Annotated in this window: 12 protein-coding genes; 4 read left to right on the forward strand and 8 right to left on the reverse strand. The window is 64.3% G+C overall.

Going from position 1 to position 17,847, the window contains the following annotated elements; genetic code table 11:
- Positions 1–6: 6 nt before the first annotated feature.
- Positions 7–243, forward strand: coding sequence for a hypothetical protein (locus BBA01S_RS04650; protein ID WP_156965865.1), 237 nt, complete (start codon positions 7–9; stop codon positions 241–243).
- Positions 244–334: 91 nt separating this feature from the next.
- Here the strand turns inward: BBA01S_RS04650 and BBA01S_RS04655 are convergent, their stop codons facing one another.
- The 6 genes from BBA01S_RS04655 to BBA01S_RS04680 all read right to left on the reverse strand — a co-directional run bounded on the left by BBA01S_RS04655 (position 335) and on the right by BBA01S_RS04680 (position 9,955).
- On the reverse strand, positions 335–1,786 hold the full coding sequence (locus BBA01S_RS04655) for an efflux transporter outer membrane subunit (RefSeq protein ID WP_042295961.1): 1,452 nt from the start codon (positions 1,784–1,786) through the stop codon (positions 335–337).
- Positions 1,787–1,790: 4 nt separating this feature from the next.
- Entirely contained in the window at positions 1,791–4,952 is a 3,162-nt protein-coding gene (locus BBA01S_RS04660) for an efflux RND transporter permease subunit (protein ID WP_027815414.1), read from the reverse strand.
- Between the two features lie 3 nt (positions 4,953–4,955).
- Complete coding sequence (locus BBA01S_RS04665) at positions 4,956–6,560, reverse strand: efflux RND transporter periplasmic adaptor subunit (protein WP_052391669.1); 1,605 nt, start codon at positions 6,558–6,560, stop codon at positions 4,956–4,958.
- 289 nt (positions 6,561–6,849) lie between these two features.
- Positions 6,850–7,080 (reverse strand): hypothetical protein, encoded by a 231-nt coding sequence (locus BBA01S_RS04670; RefSeq protein WP_052391670.1) that lies wholly within the window; start codon positions 7,078–7,080, stop codon positions 6,850–6,852.
- Positions 7,081–7,373: 293 nt separating this feature from the next.
- Positions 7,374–8,702 carry an MFS transporter gene (locus BBA01S_RS04675; protein WP_042295965.1) on the reverse strand — a complete coding sequence of 443 codons (1,329 nt, stop codon included), beginning with the start codon at positions 8,700–8,702 and terminating at the stop codon, positions 7,374–7,376.
- A 77-nt stretch (positions 8,703–8,779) separates the two neighbouring features.
- A complete protein-coding gene (locus BBA01S_RS04680) occupies positions 8,780–9,955 on the reverse strand; it encodes a M20 aminoacylase family protein (RefSeq protein WP_027815418.1) in 1,176 nt (391 codons plus the stop codon).
- Between the two features lie 119 nt (positions 9,956–10,074).
- Here BBA01S_RS04680 and BBA01S_RS04685 point away from each other — a divergent pair, with 119 nt between their 5' ends.
- Together BBA01S_RS04685 and BBA01S_RS40040 are read left to right on the forward strand one after the other, a co-directional pair.
- On the forward strand, positions 10,075–11,025 hold the full coding sequence (locus tag BBA01S_RS04685; protein ID WP_027815419.1) for a LysR substrate-binding domain-containing protein: 951 nt from the start codon (positions 10,075–10,077) through the stop codon (positions 11,023–11,025).
- Between the two features lie 212 nt (positions 11,026–11,237).
- Positions 11,238–13,466, forward strand: a complete 2,229-nt coding sequence (locus tag BBA01S_RS40040) for a TonB-dependent receptor (protein WP_052391671.1) — start codon at positions 11,238–11,240, stop codon at positions 13,464–13,466.
- A 10-nt stretch (positions 13,467–13,476) separates the two neighbouring features.
- On the opposite strand, the gene bamA is transcribed toward BBA01S_RS40040, so the two are convergent.
- Together bamA and BBA01S_RS04700 are read right to left on the reverse strand one after the other, a co-directional pair.
- Positions 13,477–15,789, reverse strand: coding sequence for an outer membrane protein assembly factor BamA (bamA, locus tag BBA01S_RS04695; RefSeq protein ID WP_027815420.1), 2,313 nt, complete (start codon positions 15,787–15,789; stop codon positions 13,477–13,479).
- Positions 15,790–15,936: 147 nt separating this feature from the next.
- Entirely contained in the window at positions 15,937–16,335 is a 399-nt protein-coding gene (locus BBA01S_RS04700; RefSeq protein ID WP_027815421.1) for a hypothetical protein, read from the reverse strand.
- A 396-nt stretch (positions 16,336–16,731) separates the two neighbouring features.
- On the opposite strand from BBA01S_RS04700, the gene BBA01S_RS04705 reads away from it, so the two are divergent.
- Entirely contained in the window at positions 16,732–17,811 is a 1,080-nt protein-coding gene (locus tag BBA01S_RS04705) for a phytoene/squalene synthase family protein (RefSeq protein WP_027815422.1), read from the forward strand.
- Positions 17,812–17,847: the final 36 nt, after the last annotated feature.

Raw genomic sequence — 17,847 nt, forward strand, 5'->3', positions numbered from 1 at the left:
GTTCCCATGGTCTCGAAGATCTCATCCCCCTTGATGTCCACGCTCGCGACGGTCGCGCTGTGTGCGTGCGCCACGTCGATCAGCGCCTCGGCGTGGGCGCAAGGCAACGCGGCGACGCCCGGCGCAGGCGCCGCCAAGCAGGTGCAGAAAATCTCCCGCACCGACCGCAAGCCGCAGCAGATCGCCAAAATCGGCCGACCCGCGCCGCAATCGCTGCGCTATCTGGTTTCTGACGCGCCCTGAGACGATAAAAACGCGCAGCGGAAACGCCATGCAAAAACGCCTCGCGCCGCCATTTACGGCGGCGCGAGGCGATCGACACGGTTCAATCCCGCTATGACTGCGGCGCGGCTTTGGCGTCTGCGGTTGCGCTCGTCTTCGGCGTCCAGCCGTATCCGAGCGCCTTGTAGAGGCTGACGATCTGCGCAAGCTGCTGATCCTGCAACTGCGACTGCTGGATCTGCGCCGAGAAGAGACTGCGCTCGGCGTCCAGCACTTCGAGGTAGCTCGTGTAGCCGCCCTCGTACAAGTCGCGCGACAGCGACGAATACTGCGAGAGCGCCGCCACCTGACGCGTCGTGGCGTCGAGTTGATCGCGCGTGCGCGCAACGCCGACGAGTGCGTTTTCGACGTCGGCGAACGCCTGCTGGATCGTCTGCTGATAGCTCAACAGCGCTTCCTGATGCTGCGCCTCGGCCTCATGCACCGATCCCGCGATCGCGCCGCCCTGGAAAATCGGCTGCGTGACAGCACCCGCAAACGACCAGACGCGCGCCGGCCCTGTCCACAGCCCGGAAAGCGCCGTGCTGGCTGCGCCGAATAGCCCCGTAATCGAAATATCCGGGAAATATTGCGCGCGCGCCGCGCCGATCGACGCGTTCGCCGCGATCAGCGCCTGCTCCGCTTCGAGGATGTCGGGCCGGCGCTCGATCAGCGTCGACGGCAACCCGGCCGGAATTGCCGGCGCGGAAAGCTGCGTAATGGGCTTGCCGCGCGGAATCGGCCCTGGATTCTGGCCGAGCAACAGCGAAATCGCATCTTCCTGCTGTGCGATCTGCTGCTGGATCGAATACACCGAGGTCTGCGCGGATTCGTACTCGGACTTCGCCTGGCTCACCTGCAACTGGGATACCACGCCGCCCGCGAAACGCTCCTCGAACAGACTCACCGAGCCTTCGCGGCTCTTGAGCGTCTCGTTGGCAATCGTCAGCTGATTGTCGAGATCGCGCAATTGCAGATAGCTGGTCGCCACGTTGGCGATGATCGCGATACGCGTGGCCTGCTGCGCCGACTGCGTGCCGAGATAACTGGCGCGCGCAGCCTCGGTCAGACGCCGCAGCCGCCCGAACAGATCGAGTTCCCAGGACACCGTTCCCTGCAGCTGGAACTGGTTGCCGACCAACGGCGGATAGCCGGGTGCGGGCACGCCACGGCTGCGCGTCGCGCCGAAATTCCCGTTGATCTGCGGGAACAGACCCGCACGCGTCACAACGTACTTGCCGTAATACTCTTCGACGCGAGCGGCCGCAATGCCCAGATCCTTGTTCTGCTCAAGTGCCTTTTCGACCAGGCCGTCGAGCACGGGATCGTTGAACTGCTTCCACCAGTCGAGCGACGGATCGACCACTTCGCCGCTTCCCGAGGCGAAACGGTAGGTCGCTGGCGTGTCGACCGTCGGCCGGTGATAGTCCGGCCCGACTGCGCAGGCCGCGAGGCACAGCACGCTCGCGGCGAGTGCAGTGCGGCGCCAGGCGGGAAACCAGGTTCGCTTGAGTTTAGGGTTCATGGCTTCAACCCTCCTGCGCAGGCGGCACGGCCGGCGGCGACATCGGTGCTTGCGCCTTCGACTTCTTGCGGGACGACAAGGTTTCGAGACCCCAGAAGAACATCGGAATAAAGAACAGTGCGATCAGCGTGGCGCCGAGCATGCCGAAGATCACACCCGTGCCGAGCGAGCGCCGGCTCGCCGCCGACGCCCCGCTGGCGATCGCCAGCGGCACGCAACCCAGGATGAACGCGAGCGAGGTCATGATGATCGGCCGCAAACGCAGCTTGGCAGCAGCGATGGCTGCATCGTACGGCGACATGTTTTCCTTCTCGCGCATTTCGACCGCGAACTCGAAGATCAGAATGGCGTTCTTCGCCGCGAGCGCGATCAGCACCGTCAAGCCGATCTGGAAATACACGTCATCTTCCATGCCGCGTATCAGGATGCCCACCAACGCGCCGAACAACGCGAACGGCACCGCCAGCAGCACGCCAATCGGCAGCGACCACTTCTCGTACTGCGCCGCGAGAATCAGGAACACCATCAGCAGCGCGAACGCAAACACCATCGCCGCCGTGGAACCTGCCTTCTTCTCTTCGTAAGCCTGGCCGCTCCATTCATAGCTATAGCCGTCGCCGAGCGTCTCCTTAGCGATTTCTTCCATCGCCGCGATCGCCTCGCCCGAGCTATGGCCAGGAGCCGCGTCGCCGGTGATCTTGGCCGCCGGGAAGTTGTTGAAGCGATTGACGATGTCCGGGCCCGGCACGAAACGCACCGTCGCCATGGCCTTGATCGGCACCATGTCGCCGGAACGGTTACGCACGTAAAGCTGCTGGATGTCGTCGGGACGCGTGCGGTACTGCGGCTCTGCCTGCACGATCACCTGGAACAGCCGGCTGCCCTTGGGGAACTGGCTGACGTAAGACGATCCGAACATCGTTTGCAGTGCCGTATAGACATCCTGAACCGGCACCCCCATCGTTTCCGCGCGCTCGCGGTCTACTTCGACCAGCAACTGCCGCGAACTCGTGTTGATGGTCGAATTCACGCTGCGCAACGCCGGGTTCTGGCGTGCCTTTGCCATCATCGCGCGAACCTTCTGCTCCAGGTCCTGATAGCTGCCCTCGCCCGTCGATTGCAGCCAGAACTCGAAGCCGCCCGTCGTACCGAGACCCGGAATCGACGGCGGATTGAGCGCCACGACCGCGCCCTCCTTGAAGGTCGAGAAGTACTTCTGCGATGCGCGGATCAAGTCCTCCGCCGAGCCGTTCTTGCCGCGCTCGCTAAAGCTCTTGAGCGTAATAAAGAGCGCACCCGCGTTCGACTTGTACTGCGAGTCGATCAGGCTGTAGCCAATCGGCGCCGCCACCGAACTCACGGCAGGCTGCTTCGCGAACCAGTCCTCGGCCTTCTTCGACAAGTCGCCGGTACGGTCGAGGCTGGCCGCATCGGGCATCACGACCGCGCCCAGCAGATAGCCCTGGTCCTCCACCGGCAGGAACGACGAGGGAATCGACTTGAAGAGGCCACCCGTGGCGATGATCATCACGACGATCAGGCCGATCGACAGCACCACACGGCGGATCGCCGTCTGCACCCAGCTCGCATAGCCGTTGGTGAGCTTCGCAAACTTGTCGTTGAACCAGAGGAAAAAGCGGTTCTTCGTCGTTTCGCCCGGTTTGAGCAGGATGGCGGCCAGCGCCGGCGAGAGCGTCAGCGCACAGATGCCGGAGAGCACCACCGACACCGCGATCGTCACGGCAAACTGCTTATAGAGCTGCCCCGTGATGCCCGAGAGGAACGCCACCGGAATGAACACTGCAAGCAGCACGAGCACGATCGCGACCACTGGCCCGCTCACTTCGTCCATGGCGCGCTTGGCGGCCTCGCGTGGCGGCAGCTTGAACTCGCTCATGTTGCGCTCGACGTTTTCGATCACGACGATCGCATCGTCCACGACGATACCGATAGCGAGCACCATCCCGAACAACGTCAGCATGTTGATCGAAAAGCCAAACGCCTCCATGCCGATGAACGCGCCGATGATCGACACCGGCACCGCGAGAATCGGCACGAGCGTCGCGCGGAAACTCTGGAGGAAGATGAACACCACGATGATCACGAGGATCACGGCGTCGCGCAGCGTGTGGACGACCTCGCCGATGGACTCGCGCACGAACTCCGTCGTATCCAGCGCGACCTCGTACTTGAGGCCCGGCGGGAAGTTCTTCGACAGTTGCTCAAGCGTCTGGTGCACCTGCTTGGCCACCTGCAGCGCGTTGGCGCCCGGCTGCTGATAGACGGCGATCAGCGTGGCGGTCTTGCCGTTATAGCGGCCGCGCAGCGAGTAGTCCTTCGCGCCCAGTTCCGTATGGCCGATATCCTTGATACGTACGATGGCCGCGTCGCCCGACGCCGCGCGCAGGATGATGTCGTCGAATTGCGACGGTTCGGTGAGCCGTCCTTTCGTCGCCACCGGGAAGGTCTGCTGCACGGGGGTATCGGTTGGAGACTGCCCTAATCGCCCGGCTGAGAACTGCTGGTTCTGGTTACTGATGGCGTTCTGCACATCCGAGACCGTGATGCCCAGCTTGGCCATGCGATCGGGCTTGAGCCAGACGCGCATCGCGTAGTCCGCCGAACCGAAAATGCTCGCCTGGTTCGCGCCCGGAATGCGCTTGAGCGCGTCGAGCACATAGACGTTGGCGTAGTTCGCGACGTAGGCCTGGTCATAAGCGTTGTCGGGCGAATAAATCGCCACCACCATCATGAACGCCGACGAGCGCTTCTGCACCGACACGCCCTGTGACGTCACGGCGTCGGGCAGCGTAGGCAGCGCGAGGTTCACGCGGTTCTGCACGTCCACCTGCGCGAGCGACGGATCCGTGCCGATGTTGAAATACACGGTCAGCGTCATGTTGCCCGTCGAGGAGCTCGACGAGTTCATGTACATCATGTTGTCCGCGCCGTTGACCTGCTGCTCGATCGGCGCGGCCACGTTCTGCGCGACGATATCCGCGCTCGCGCCCGGATAGGTCGCACTCACCGTGATCTGCGGCGGCGAGATGTCAGGAAACTGCGCAATCGGCAGATTGAGCAGCGACACGAAGCCGGCGACCACGATGATGATCGACAGCACCGACGCAAAAATCGGCCGGTCAATAAAAAAGTGAGAAAGCTTCATCGCTTAGCCTCCCGCTGCGGGCGAGAGGGTCACGTCCACGCGTCGGGACTTGTCGGCCGGGTCGGAGGCCACCACACGAGCGGGCTTGCGCATTTCGATGCGAGCGTCCTGCACGCCCGCGACGATGAGCGCCGAGCGCACGGTGTCGGCGCGCGCGTGGGCAAGACGTTCGTTCTGCGCAGCGGAGCCGGTCGCATCGGCATAGCCGGAAACCACGACATGCGAATCGGGCGATGCGGCAAGGCGCTGCGCAACCGCAGCGAGCGCGGACGCCGATTGCGCGTCGAGGCTCGCGCTGCCGCTCGTGAAGTAGAGCGGCGTCGAGCCTGAAGCGTTGCTGGCCGTGGCGCTGGACGTCGCCGTCCTGGTGCCGGCCGCAGCCGTGGCGTTGGTGGCATTCACAGCGCCGCTCGCGGCCGCTGCACCACCGCCGTTGTCAGCCGCACCTTCCGCACCGCCCGCGTCCGCGTTCGCAGGCGCCTGCACCACATGCGGATTGACCGGCGCGCCCGGCATGAGCCGCAGCGTGTTGTCCACCACGACACGATCGCCCGCATGCAGGCCAGAGCTCACCACCCAGTCGTTGCCGTTCCACTCGCCGGTTTCGATCGAACGCTGCTGTGCTTTGTTGTCATTATCGACTGTCCATACGAATGCCCCACGCGGCCCCTGAATCACCGCGTTCTGCGGCACTGCTATCGCGTTTGCACGGTCTGCGCCGTGCAGCTTGATCCGCACGAACTGGCCGGGGCGCAGCGAGCCCTTGGGGTTCGGCACCTCGGCGCGAATCAGATAGGTGCCGGTCTTGTCGCTCAACGAAGCATCGGCGAACGCGATACGACCGGTATACGGATACGTGCTGCCGTCGGCAAGCACGATTTGCGCTTCGAGTTTGCCCATTTCCGGCACCTTGAGCGTGCCGTTTGCCGTCTGCTTGCGCAGAGTCAGCATCTCGTTTTCCGAAAGCGAGAAGTTGATCCACATGGGATCGAGCTTCGCCACGTAAGTCAGCAGACTGTTGGACGCGTCGATATAGGAACCGTCCTGCTTCTTCGCGTAGCTCGACAGCCCCGTGACCGGCGCCGTGATGGTCGTATAGCCGAGATTGAGCGACGCGCTCGTGACGTTGGCGCGCGCCTGTTCGAGCGCGGCCGCGGCCGCTTGCTGCTGGCCGATCGAATCGTCGAGATCCTTCTGGCTCAACGCGTTCTTGGCAACGAGCGGCTTGACGCGATTGAGATTGGCCTGCGCGGTGTCGAGCCGCGCCTTCTGTTGCGCATATTCGGCGCGCGCTGCGTCGAGTGCGGCCTGAAACGGCTTGCGATCCATCTGGAACATGACGTCCCCTTGATGAACCATCGAGCCTTCTTCGTAAATGCGTTTTTCAAGAAAGCCGCTTACGCGTGCGCGTATTTCGACCTGCTGGGAGCTTTCTGTCTGACCGACATAATCAAATACAACGGGAACGTCGCGCAGCGCGACGTTCATTACATCAACGTTGGCCGGCGGAGGCGCCGACGCAACCGGTGTTTTATCGTGGCACGCAGCGGCCCCGATCACCAAACCCATGGACAAGCACAAACGTGCTACCCGATATCCGCATGTCATGCTTTTCTCCGTTATCGACGATCTACGCTGGACCGACGAACCTCAGGCGAATCCTGCAAAAGCAGGACGTGCTGCGCCGCCTCAAGCTCGGAGCAGATCTTACTGCGTTTCTTCAGGGCGAACGATCACACTGCCCATTAAAAGCAAGCCATCCTTATTGTTAGTCAAGGTTAAATGCAGACTGAGAAATAATCACATCATGTGTTGCGATCAAAGCAATAAACGCTGATATATGGATTGCAAACATTTGAGATAAATTGACAGCCTGTTGAAGAAATGCAATTCGTATTTATCGACGCCTATCAAGCCGACGAATGGAGCCGAACTCCGCACCTGGCAACGTGCGAATCAGCAGCGCCATCGCGTCGGGCACGCGCGCGCGTTCGAGCTCGACATGCAGACAGGCGCACTCGCTACGGTGGTCGATATCGATTGTGTGCACGCCCAGCGCGGCGCCTAGCAGCCCATGCAGCAGGCAACGCGCGAGCTGGGCATCCTGGGTGGCGACGCGCACCACCATTTGCACCGTCACGTGACGCGATGCCCCGGGCTGTTTAGCCAGCGTTGCACGAGGCGCACGCGGGGCAAGCGTGCGAGGGGAACCAGGGCGATGCGGCAAGAGCGAAGCCATAAGCGCGAGGCGCATGCCAGCAGAGCCGGCGCGCCGTGTTGTTGGACATGACTCGATTCTAGAAAGCCGCGTGCAAATGCCGCGTAAAGAAACATGTGGCGCGCGCCAGGAATCCATAGCGAGCGCCACCTGATTTAGCCGCCTGTAATCCGCCCTCTGCCTCGCGTTTTGCGCCTGGCGCTTCAATCGAGCGGACGTCCCGCCGGTTCGCGAATCCACGGCAACGCGACCAGCGAGACCGCGCCGCAGCCGATCAGATACCACGCAGGCGCGAGCGGGTTATCGAACAGCTGGATGAGCCAGGTCGCAAAGAACTGCGCGAAGCCGCCGAAGATCGACACGCCCACGCAATAGACGATCGACATGCCGGTCACGCGCATCGACTGCGGAAAGAGCTCGGGGAGCATGACGATATTGGGCACCGCCGTGAAGGCGACAATCGCGCCCAGCACCGCGACCACGCCCAATACAGCGGGCACCGTGGGCACCGAATGAATCAGCATGAAAGCCGGATAGATGACCGCGATCAGCAGCACGCGCGACACGCCCAGCACCTTCTTGCGCCCGAGCCGGTCGGACAGCATCCCCGCAAACGGCGAGCACAACGCCGTCACAAGCGCGGCCACGAGCGCCGCGCTCATGCCCACCGACATCGGCAGACCCAGAATCTTGATCGCATACGTCGACATATAAAACAGCACGATGTAGTTCGCCGCCGTGCCGCCGATGGTCGTGAGCACGCCCGCGACGAGCGCCGTGCGATGATGCGCGAAGATCTCGCGCAGCGGGCGCGCGGCAACGGCGACAGGCGTATCGGCATCGACGGGTTCGGCGTGTTCCAGCGTTTCGTCCAGATGGCGGCGGATATACACGCCCACCGGCACCACCAGCATGCCGATCACGAAAGGCACACGCCAGCCCCAGCTGTGCAGCGCCGCCGGCGTGAGCGCCGTGGACAGCGCCACGCCCAACAGCGCGCCGCACACGGTGTTGAGGCCCTGGCTCACGAACTGCCAGCTGCCGTAGAACCCGCGCGAACGGTCGTCGGCGTATTCGAGCAGCATCGCCGTCGAAGCGCCCACTTCGCCGCCCACCGCGAAGCCCTGCACGAGCCGCGCGAAGACGATCAGCGCAGGCGCCGCGAGGCCGATCTGGGCATACGTGGGTGCGAACGCGATCAGCGCCGACCCGAGCGCCATCAGCCACAGCGTGAGCGTCATGGCGGCCTTGCGGCCCGCGCGGTCGGCGAACGCACCGATCATCACGCCGCCGATCGGCCGCACGATGAAGCCCACGCCGAAGCTGCCGACGGCGAGCAACAACTGGTTCAGCGCGCCATGCACCGGAAAGAACAGCGTGCCGATGGTCGTGGCGAAAAAGCTATAAACCGTGAAGTCGAAAAACTCCAGGCCGTTGCCGAGCGTGATCGCGGCAATGGCCTTCGCGCGCGATACCCGTGTTGGGGCGTGCGAGGCGGCGTCCGGATCGGTGTGCAGAGTGCTGGCGTTCATCGTGTGTGTCCTCCTGGGCAGGGTCGGCGCTCAAGCGCCTTCGCCTGCTCTCATGACAGGCTCGGTTGCGCGGCGCGTCAGGCGCGCAGAAAACGCTCGGCGAGCTGCACCCAGTACGCGGCGCCCGTCGCGAGGCAATCGTCGTTGAAGTCGTAGCCCGGGTTGTGCACCATGCAGCCGCCCTCGCCGTCGCCATTGCCGATGATCAGGTAGCTGCCCGCGCATTGTTCGAGCAGGAAGGAAAAGTCTTCGCTGCCCGTGAGCGGATCGAGGTTGTCGATCAGGCCATCGTCGCCGAGCCAGTCGCGCGCAACGTCCTGCGCAAAGGCCGTCATTTCCGCGTCGTTCACCAGCACCGGATAGCGACGCTGATAATCGATGCGCGCCGTTGCGCCATAAGCGCTCGCCTGCGCATGCACGAGCGCCGTGATGCGCGCTTCGAGCAGGTCGCGCACTTCGGGGCGCAGCGCGCGCACCGAGAGCTTCATTTGCGCCGTCTGCGGAATCACGTTGGGCGCGTCGCCCGCGTGAATCGCGCCGACGGTCACGATGGCCATGTCGAGCGGCGGCACGTTGCGCGAGACGATGGTCTGCAGCGCGAGCACGACGTTCGCGCACACCACCACGGGATCGATCGCCTTGTGCGGCACCGCACCGTGGCCGCCGCGTCCATCGATGTCGATGATGACCGTGTCCGACGACGCCATGAACGGCCCTGCGCGAAAGCCCAGCTTGCCGGTCGGGAAGCCCGGCATGTTGTGCATCGCAAAAACGGCGTCGCACGGAAAGCGCTCGAACAGACCTTCGTCGAGCATGCGCTTCGCGCCGCCCAGGCCTTCTTCGGCGGGCTGGAAAATCAGGTGCAACGTGCCGTCGAAGGTGCGCGACTGCGCGAGGTGTTTCGCGGCGGCCAGCAGCATCGCCGTGTGGCCATCGTGGCCGCATGCGTGCATCTTGCCGGGGATGCGGCTCGCGTAGTCGAGGCCGGTGGCTTCGTGGATCGGCAAGGCGTCCATGTCGGCGCGCAGGCCGAGGCGGCGCGCACCGTTGCCCAGTTTCAGCGTGCCGACGACGCCCGTGCCGCCCAGCCCGCGATGCACCTCGTAGCCCCACGCGGCGAGTTTCTGCGCGACGAGATCGCTCGTCACGAACTCCTCGAAACCGAGTTCCGGGTGAGCGTGGATCGCGTGGCGCAGCGCGATCATTTCCTCTTCGATCGCTGCGATTGCGGGGGGGATCGCCATCGTGTTCATCCGTCGTCTCCTGATGCGGGTGATTGCCTGATGGCTTCAGGATAATGACGCCGATTTGTCGCCGACAGCCCTAAAATGGTTAGCCCGACAACCGCAGGTTTTCACCCGGGTTTTCCCTCATGAAGTTCCACCAGTTCCGGGCGCTCGTCGCCATGGCCGACACCGGCAGCATCCGCGCGGCGGCACGCGCGCTCGGCATCTCGCCGGCGGCCGCCACCAAGGCCGTGCGCGAGCTGGAAGCCGAGCAGCAGATCCCGCTCGTGACGCGCAACGCCAATGGCATCGCTTTCACCGAAGCCGGCCAGGCGCTGCTCGTGCATGCTCGCGCGATCGTCCATCAGCTCGGGCGCGCGCAGGACGAACTCGACGCACGGCGTGGCAGCGGCGGCGGCAAGCTGTCGATCGGCGTGACGCCGTGGCTCGCGCTCTCTTTCCTGCCGGACGCGGTCACGCGCTTTCGCGAGCGCATGCCCGGGATGCAGCTGGAGTTCTACGAGGGACTCCTGAATATCGTCATGCCGCGCCTGCGTGACGGCACGCTCGACTTCTCGCTCGGCAAGCCTGGGCTCGCGTCGCTGCACAGCGAGTTTTCGCAGACGCCGATTTTCGCGACCGAATCCGCCGTGGTCGTGCGCAAGGGCCATCCGCTCGCGCACGCGCATTCGCTCGTGGAACTGCAGGACAGCGAATGGCTGCTCAACTGGGATCCGGCCAGCAAGGAAATGGTCACCGACGACGTGTTCCGCCGCCACGGCCTGCCGCTGCCGCGCACGGTGCACCTGGCGCATTCGTTCATCGTGGCGATGGGTCTCATCATGAACACCGACATGGTGAGCATCTTTCCCTGGCCACTGGTCGAGACGCGCGTCGCCCGCGAGAACCTGCGCGCGCTCACGCTCAAGGAAGAAGTCGACCGCACGGTGGTGAGCGTGGTCGCGCGGCGCGGCGTGCCGCTCTCCGCCGCTGCCGAATGCTTTCTCGATTGCCTCAAGGAGGCGATCCGCGCAGGCGAGGCCTCGCAGGATCCGGAGCGGCGGCGGCTCTATCACTCGCTTGAATTGCTGATCTGACGACTTCCCCGCGACGTTTCGCCCACTGTTGTTGCGACCCCACGCTTCTTGCCGACATAAATATTACATTCGCATATAAGAATGATTCGCATTAATATTACGGCCTTTCAAACAGCTTTGACCCGCGAGACATGATCTCGGCCCACGCACCGCCTTGCCGGTGATGGCCGGGCGGACTCGCGCGTCGGGCACATAAACAGGGGTTGGGTTCGATGTCGTATGCCGCACAGGGGCCGAATGGCCGCCGCAACAGATTGATCAACGCATTGCTCGCGGCGGGTGTGATCGGTGCAAGCGGCTTCGCGGCCCTGCCCGCGCTCGCTGCCGAAGCTGCCCAGGTCGCCCAGACCGACCAGGCGGACGCCGCCGTCGCGGCCAGCGCCAGCGCCGCTGATGCAAAGAGCAGCGACGCCCAATCCGGCGACCAACCCGGCGCGCAGCTCGCGCCCATCAAGATCACCAGCGGCAAGACCCAGGGCTTCGCGCCGAAAAGCGTCGAAACCGGCCAGTACCGCGGCCAGGACGCGCTCGACGTAGCGGCCACCGTGAACGTCGTCACGCGCGACCTGCTGGACGCCCAGGGCGCGACCGGCCTGTTCGACGCCGTGCGCAACGTCGCGGGCGTCTCGCGCCAGCAGTTGAACGGCCTGGCCTACGACAACCTCTCGGTGCGCGGCATTGCGCTGGACAACCGTTCGAGCTTCTACATCGACGGCCTGCTCCCCATCGACAACAACATCTGGATGCCGATGGAAGACAAGGAACGCGTGGAAGTGCTCAAGGGCGCGTCGGCGCTCTACTACGGCTTCACGGTGCCCGCCGGCATCGTCAACATGGTGATGAAGCGCGCGGGCAGCGACCCGGTGACGAGCCTGAGCGTACTCGGCGATTCGAATGGATCGATTGGCGCGGCCGTGGATATCGCGCGCCGCTTCGGGCCGGACGATCAGTTCGGCCTGCGCGTGAACGCGATGGACGAGCACGTCGAGACGCCCATCGACGGCGACCGCGGTTATCGCAAGTTCGTGAGCGCGGCGTTCGACTGGCGCGTCAACAGCCAGCTCAAGCTGCAATACGACCTCGAACACATCGAAACGAAAGTCGTCGAGCAGGCCGGCATTGCGCCGCTCACCGCCGTCAACGGCGTCATCACACTGCCCGCGATGCCCGATCCGAGCCGCCTGCTGGTGCCGAACAACCGCCCGACCTACGCAAGCGCGACCTCGCAGCTCGTGCGCGCCGACTACACGTTCAACGATCACTGGAGCGCGAACTTCTCGATCGGCCAGTCGATCACGCGGCGCGACCGCTGGGCGTGGGTGTTCCAGAAGTACAACGTGGCGACGGGCACCGGCACGTTGCAGGGCAGCCAGCAGAACGGCCAGATGTACGAGAACAAGAACGTGCGTCTTGAAGTCAACGGAGACTTCAAGACCGGCCCGTTCACGCACACCGTGACCGTGGGCGGTACGCAAAACTGGCTGTTCCAGCCGGACTTCACGACCTACACGTACACGGCGACGCAGAACCTCTACGATCCGATCGACATTACGAAGCTCACGAAAAGCGCTACCAGCAAGGCGTTTTACGCGCAGCACGTGCGCAACAGCGGCCTGTACCTGTTCGACCAGATCGACCTGACTTCGCGCCTGCAAGTGATGGGCGCGGTGCGCTACTCGCAGTACACGAGTTCGCAGGCCGGCACGCCGAGCCAGAACATCAACCGCACCTCGCCTTCGGGCAGCATTACGTATCGCCTGACGCCTAACACGAGCGTCTATGCGAGCTATGTGGAAGCGCTCGAATCGCCGGGCAGCGCGCCCGCAACGGCCTCGAACGCGTATCAGATCCTGCCCGCCGCAGTGAGCCGCCAGGAAGAAGTGGGCGTGCGCACGCGCCTGCCGGGCAACACGCTTGTGTCGGTCGCGCTGTTCAACCTGCGCCAACCGTCGGCGGAAACGAATACCAGCAACGTCTACACGCTTGACGGCATGGCGCGCTATCGTGGCCTGGAGTTCTCGGTGCAGGGCGAGCCGGTGCGTAACGTGTCGGTGTCGGCCTCGGCGATGTATCTCGATGCGAAGACCACCGAATCGAGCGACCCGACGCTGCTCGGCAAGGTGCCCGAGAACACCCCGCACGTGACGGCCAGCCTGTTCGCCGAATACCGCGTGCCCGCGCTCACGGGTCTCGCCGTCAACGGCGGCCTCTACTACACCGGGCCGCGCGCGGTGAACGGCGCGAACCAGGCGTGGATCGGCGGCTATACGCTCTTCACGGCGGGCCTGCGCTATGAAACGCGCGTGCATGGCAAGCGCGTGTCCGTGCAGGCCAATCTGGAGAACGCCACCAACAAGCGCTACTGGAGCGCGGCGGGTTCGAACCAGATCGCCGTGGGCCTTGGCCGCACGGTCGAGCTGACTTCGACGATCGACTTCTGAGCAACCTCGCTCAGAACGATGTGCCGATCTGGAACTGGAACTTCTGGTACTGGTCGCCCGCGTGCTTGACGAGCGGGAAACCGAGGTCGAGCTTGAGCGGCCCGATCGGCGAGATCCATTCCAGACCGGCGCCATAGCTGTAACGCAGGCCGTTCGCGCCGGTGCTGCTGCCCTCGCTGCCCCACACGTTGCCGCCGTCGAGGAACGTGAACACGCGCAGCGTGCGGTCGTAGCCGGTGCCCGGCAGCGGGAAGGTCAGCTCGATATTGCCGACCACCATCTTCGAGCCGCCGATCGGGTCATTGGTCGACGTGTCGCGCGGCCCCAGCGAGCCCGACTCGTAGCCGCGCACCGATCCGATACCGCCCGCGTAGTAGTTCTTGAAGATCGGATACGGCTTGCCGCCCATGCCGTTGCCGTAGCCGCCCTGGAAGTTCATCCCCAGCACGAAGCCGCGCGCGAATGAGTAGTAGTACTGCAGTTGCGCATCGGCCTTGTAGTATTCCGTGCCGGCCGGCGTGCCGACTTCGGCGTTGGCCTGGGCGAAGTAGCCGCGGCTCGGCACCAGCGCGCTGTCGCGGTTGTCGCGCGACCAGCCCACCGTGAACGGCACTGTGTTGGACACGCGGCCGAAATCGGCGACGTAGTCCTTGTACGTCTGCGGCGTTTCCGAGTCGATGTCGAGGCGATCCTGCTCGATGCCGAGGCCGAAATACACCATGTCGGTCTCGGAGAACGGAATGCCGAACTTCATGTCCGCGCCATACGAGACGATACGGAAGCTCGTGTCATTCGTGCTCGAATAGTAGAGCGGCTCGGTCGTGCGGTAGTAGACGTCGGTGATGCGCTTGATGCCGTCGACCGTGAAATACGGGTCGACCTGCGTGACCGACAGCGTGCGATACGTGGACGCCGTATTGACGTTCAGCGACAGGCTCTTGCCCGTGCCGAACACGTTGTCCTGCGAGATCCCCGCCGAAATGATCGGCCCTTCGCCCGAGCCGTAACCCACGCCCAGCGACAGCGTGCCGGTGGGCTTCTCGGTCACCTTCACGTCCACGTCGACTTCGTCCTGTGTGCCTTCCACGGGTACCGTGCTCACATCGACATCGGTGAAATAGCCGAGACGGTTGATACGGTCTTTCGACAGCGCAAGGCGGTTCGAATCGAACCACGAGCTTTCGAGCTGGCGCATCTCGCGGCGCACGACTTCGTCACGCGTACGCGTATTGCCGACCACGTTCACGCGACGCACATAGACGCGGCGGCTCGGATCGACCTGCAGCGTGAGCGCGACGGTGTGATGCAGCTGGTCGATCTGCGGCTCGGCGTTGACGGTCGCAAACGCGTAGCCGTATTCGCCGAGCTTGTCGACCAGCGCCTTGGTGGTGTCCTTGAGCTTCTGCGCCGAAAAGCGCTGCCCCGCCTTCACGCCGACCAGCTTCTTCAATTCCGCCTCGCGATCGAGCAGGTTGCCCGCCAGATTGACGCTCGAAATCGTATAAGGCTCGCCCTCATGCACCGAGATCGTCAGGTACATGTCCTTCTTGTCGGGCGACAGCGACACCTGGGTCGAGTCGATGTTGAACTCCAGGTAACCGCGATCCAGGTAGTACGAGCGCACGTTCTCCAGGTCGCCCGTCAGCTTCTCTTTGGAGTACAGATCGTTCTTCGTGTACCACGAGAACCAGTTCGGCGTGGAGAGCTGCATTTCGTCGCGCAGCGTGCTCTCGCTGAACACCTTGGTGCCGATGAAGTTGACCTGGCGGATCTTCGCGCTCGGGCCTTCGACCACGGAAAACAGCAGGCCCACGCGGTTGCGGTCGATCGGCGTGATGGTGGTCTTCACTTCGGCGGCGTAATAGCCGCGCGTGAGGTACTGGCGCTTGAGCTCCTGCTCGGAGCGGTCGACGAGCGCCTTGTCGAAGCTGCGACCCGGCGAGAGGCCCACGGCGCCCAGCGCCTTGGTGAGGTTGTCCTTGTCGAATTCGTGGATGCCCGCGAAGTCGATCGTGCCGATGGCCGGGCGCTCCTGCACCTGCACGACCACCGTGCGGCCTTCAGCGGAGACGCGCACGTCGCTGAAAAAGCCCGTGGCGTAGAGCGCCCGGATGGCGTCGGACGCCTTGTCGTCGGAGAAGGTGTCGCCCTGCTTGATCGGCAGGTAGGCGAACACGGTGCCCGGCTCGATGCGCGCCAGTCCGTCGATGCGGATATCCTGGACCACGAAGGGCTCGGTGGCTTGCGCGGTCGCGGCGATGCCGAATCCGAAGCCGGCGAAGGTCAGCGCGCGCGCGTAGCGCGTAGAAGATGAAACCGTCATGCGGGAGATCGAGAAGTAGGCCAGCGAAGACAAACGAATACGCCGCGCAAACCGGCGCGACGCGAGAGACGCGGCGCGGCAGGCCGCGCCAGCGCGTGACGAATCGGGCGCACGTCGTCAAGACGCGTGCGTCGTGTTATGAGCGGGCTATTGCATGCGCATCCCGTTGGGGCGCAGCGGCTTGGCCAGGCCGGTCGCGAGCGACAGCACCTCGGTCATATGCGCGGCCTGCGCGGGGTGAAGCCGGAACGAGAGTTCCGCGCCGCCCGGCAGCCGGAAACTCACCACGAGATGCTGCACGGCGCCGTTCTCGCGGCCCACCTCCCAGGCCTCGCAGGGCATGGCGAACTTCACGCTCGCGGTCTTGTGGCGAATGCGCTCGGAACGGCCGATGGCGTTGGACAGTGCGGCCAGCATCTCGTGCAGGACGGAGCAATGCAGCGCGACGCTGTCCGGCTGATTGCCGTTGACCATCAGATACTGGCCGTCCGCGGTCAGCTCGAAACCGCGCAGCGAATCGATGGCAAGTGACGTGGACGTGGACATGAACGGCACTCCGTGACAAAAGCATCGGCGGAGTCTAGTGGGCGCGGCGCGCCCGGGAATTACCCGGACGTTACGCGGATTACTTTCATCAATATTGCGTGGAGCTACGCGCAGGAAGCGCAAAAACGGCGAATCGACCGGGCAAGCGGGGCTGCGCCGCCTTTCAGTTGCGCGCGAGGCGCTCGCGCGGCGAACGGAATTCGAAATTCACAGTAATGAGATGGATTACCAACGCTGACAGAGTCCAAACACCTTGCAGACATCCGGATGAATGCGCGTAACCGGCGGAGTATGGGGACGCATCGGCGCGAAAGCGGTGCGTCGATGGGGTGCCTTGTCAGGGACTTACCCTTGTCCACGCTACAATGCCGCTGCCGCTTCACTGCCCCAACCAACATGCAGAATTCCAATCGGGCCTTCCTGCTCGGCCCCTTGCTCAAGGGCGTTTCCCGCTCGTTCTACCTCACGATGCGCGTGCTGCCCCCCGGCATGCGCGATCCCGTGGGCGAGGCGTATCTGCTCGCGCGCGCCGCCGACACCATCGCCGATACCTCGCTGATCCCGCCCGCCCAGCGCCTCGCGCTGCTGCTGGCGTTCCGCGAACGCGTAAACGGCACGAGCCAGAACGGCGCGCAGAACGACGACGCCCTCGCCCGCATCGCCAGCGAAGTCGCGGGCCAGCAGGCGCAGTCGGACGAAAAGCTGCTGCTCGAATCGCTTGGCGGCGCGCTCGACGTGCTGGCCCAGCTCGACGACGCCGATCGTGCGGCCGTGCGCGACATCGTCACGACGCTCACCGAGGGCATGGAGTTCGACCTGCACACTTTCCCCGACGAACGCTCGGGCCAGGTGGCCGCGCTCGGCACCTGGGACGCGCTCGACCGCTACACGTATCTGGTGGCGGGCTGCGTGGGCGAGTTCTGGACGAAGATGACGTATATGCATCTGCCGGGCACGCTCGCGCCCGAGCTGCGCGAGACGATGTACCAGCGCGGCGTGCGCTTCGGCAAGGCGCTGCAACTGGTGAACGTGCTGCGCGATTGCGGCAAGGACTTGCGCATCGGTCGCTGCTATCTGCCCACGACGATGCTCGCGCAGGCTGCGCTTACGCCCGAAGACCTGCTGCAGCCCGGCACCTCGGCGCGTGCGCGCCCGCTCATGTTCAGCCTCGTGCGCATCGCGCTCGATCACTTCCGCGCAGCCATCGACTACACCTTCGCGCTGCCGCGTCTTTCGGTGCGTTTGCGCCTCGCGTGCCTGTGGCCGATCCTGATCGGCCTGGAGACGCTGGAGCTGCTGGTCGCCAACGAGGACTGGCTCGATCCCGCGCGGCCCTCGAAGCTCACGCGCAACGACGTCTACCGGATTCTCGCGTGCTCGACGCTCGCGGCGACGTCCAACACGCTGCTCAATGCGTGGTTCAAGCGCCTGCTCGCGCGCATCGAAGCGCGCATGGCCGCCATCGACCGGGCCTGAAAATAAAGCGGCGCGGGCGGAAAACGATCCGCCCGC

The sequence above is a fragment of the Paraburkholderia bannensis NBRC 103871 genome (assembly GCF_000685015.1).
Lineage (GTDB): Bacteria > Pseudomonadota > Gammaproteobacteria > Burkholderiales > Burkholderiaceae > Paraburkholderia > Paraburkholderia bannensis.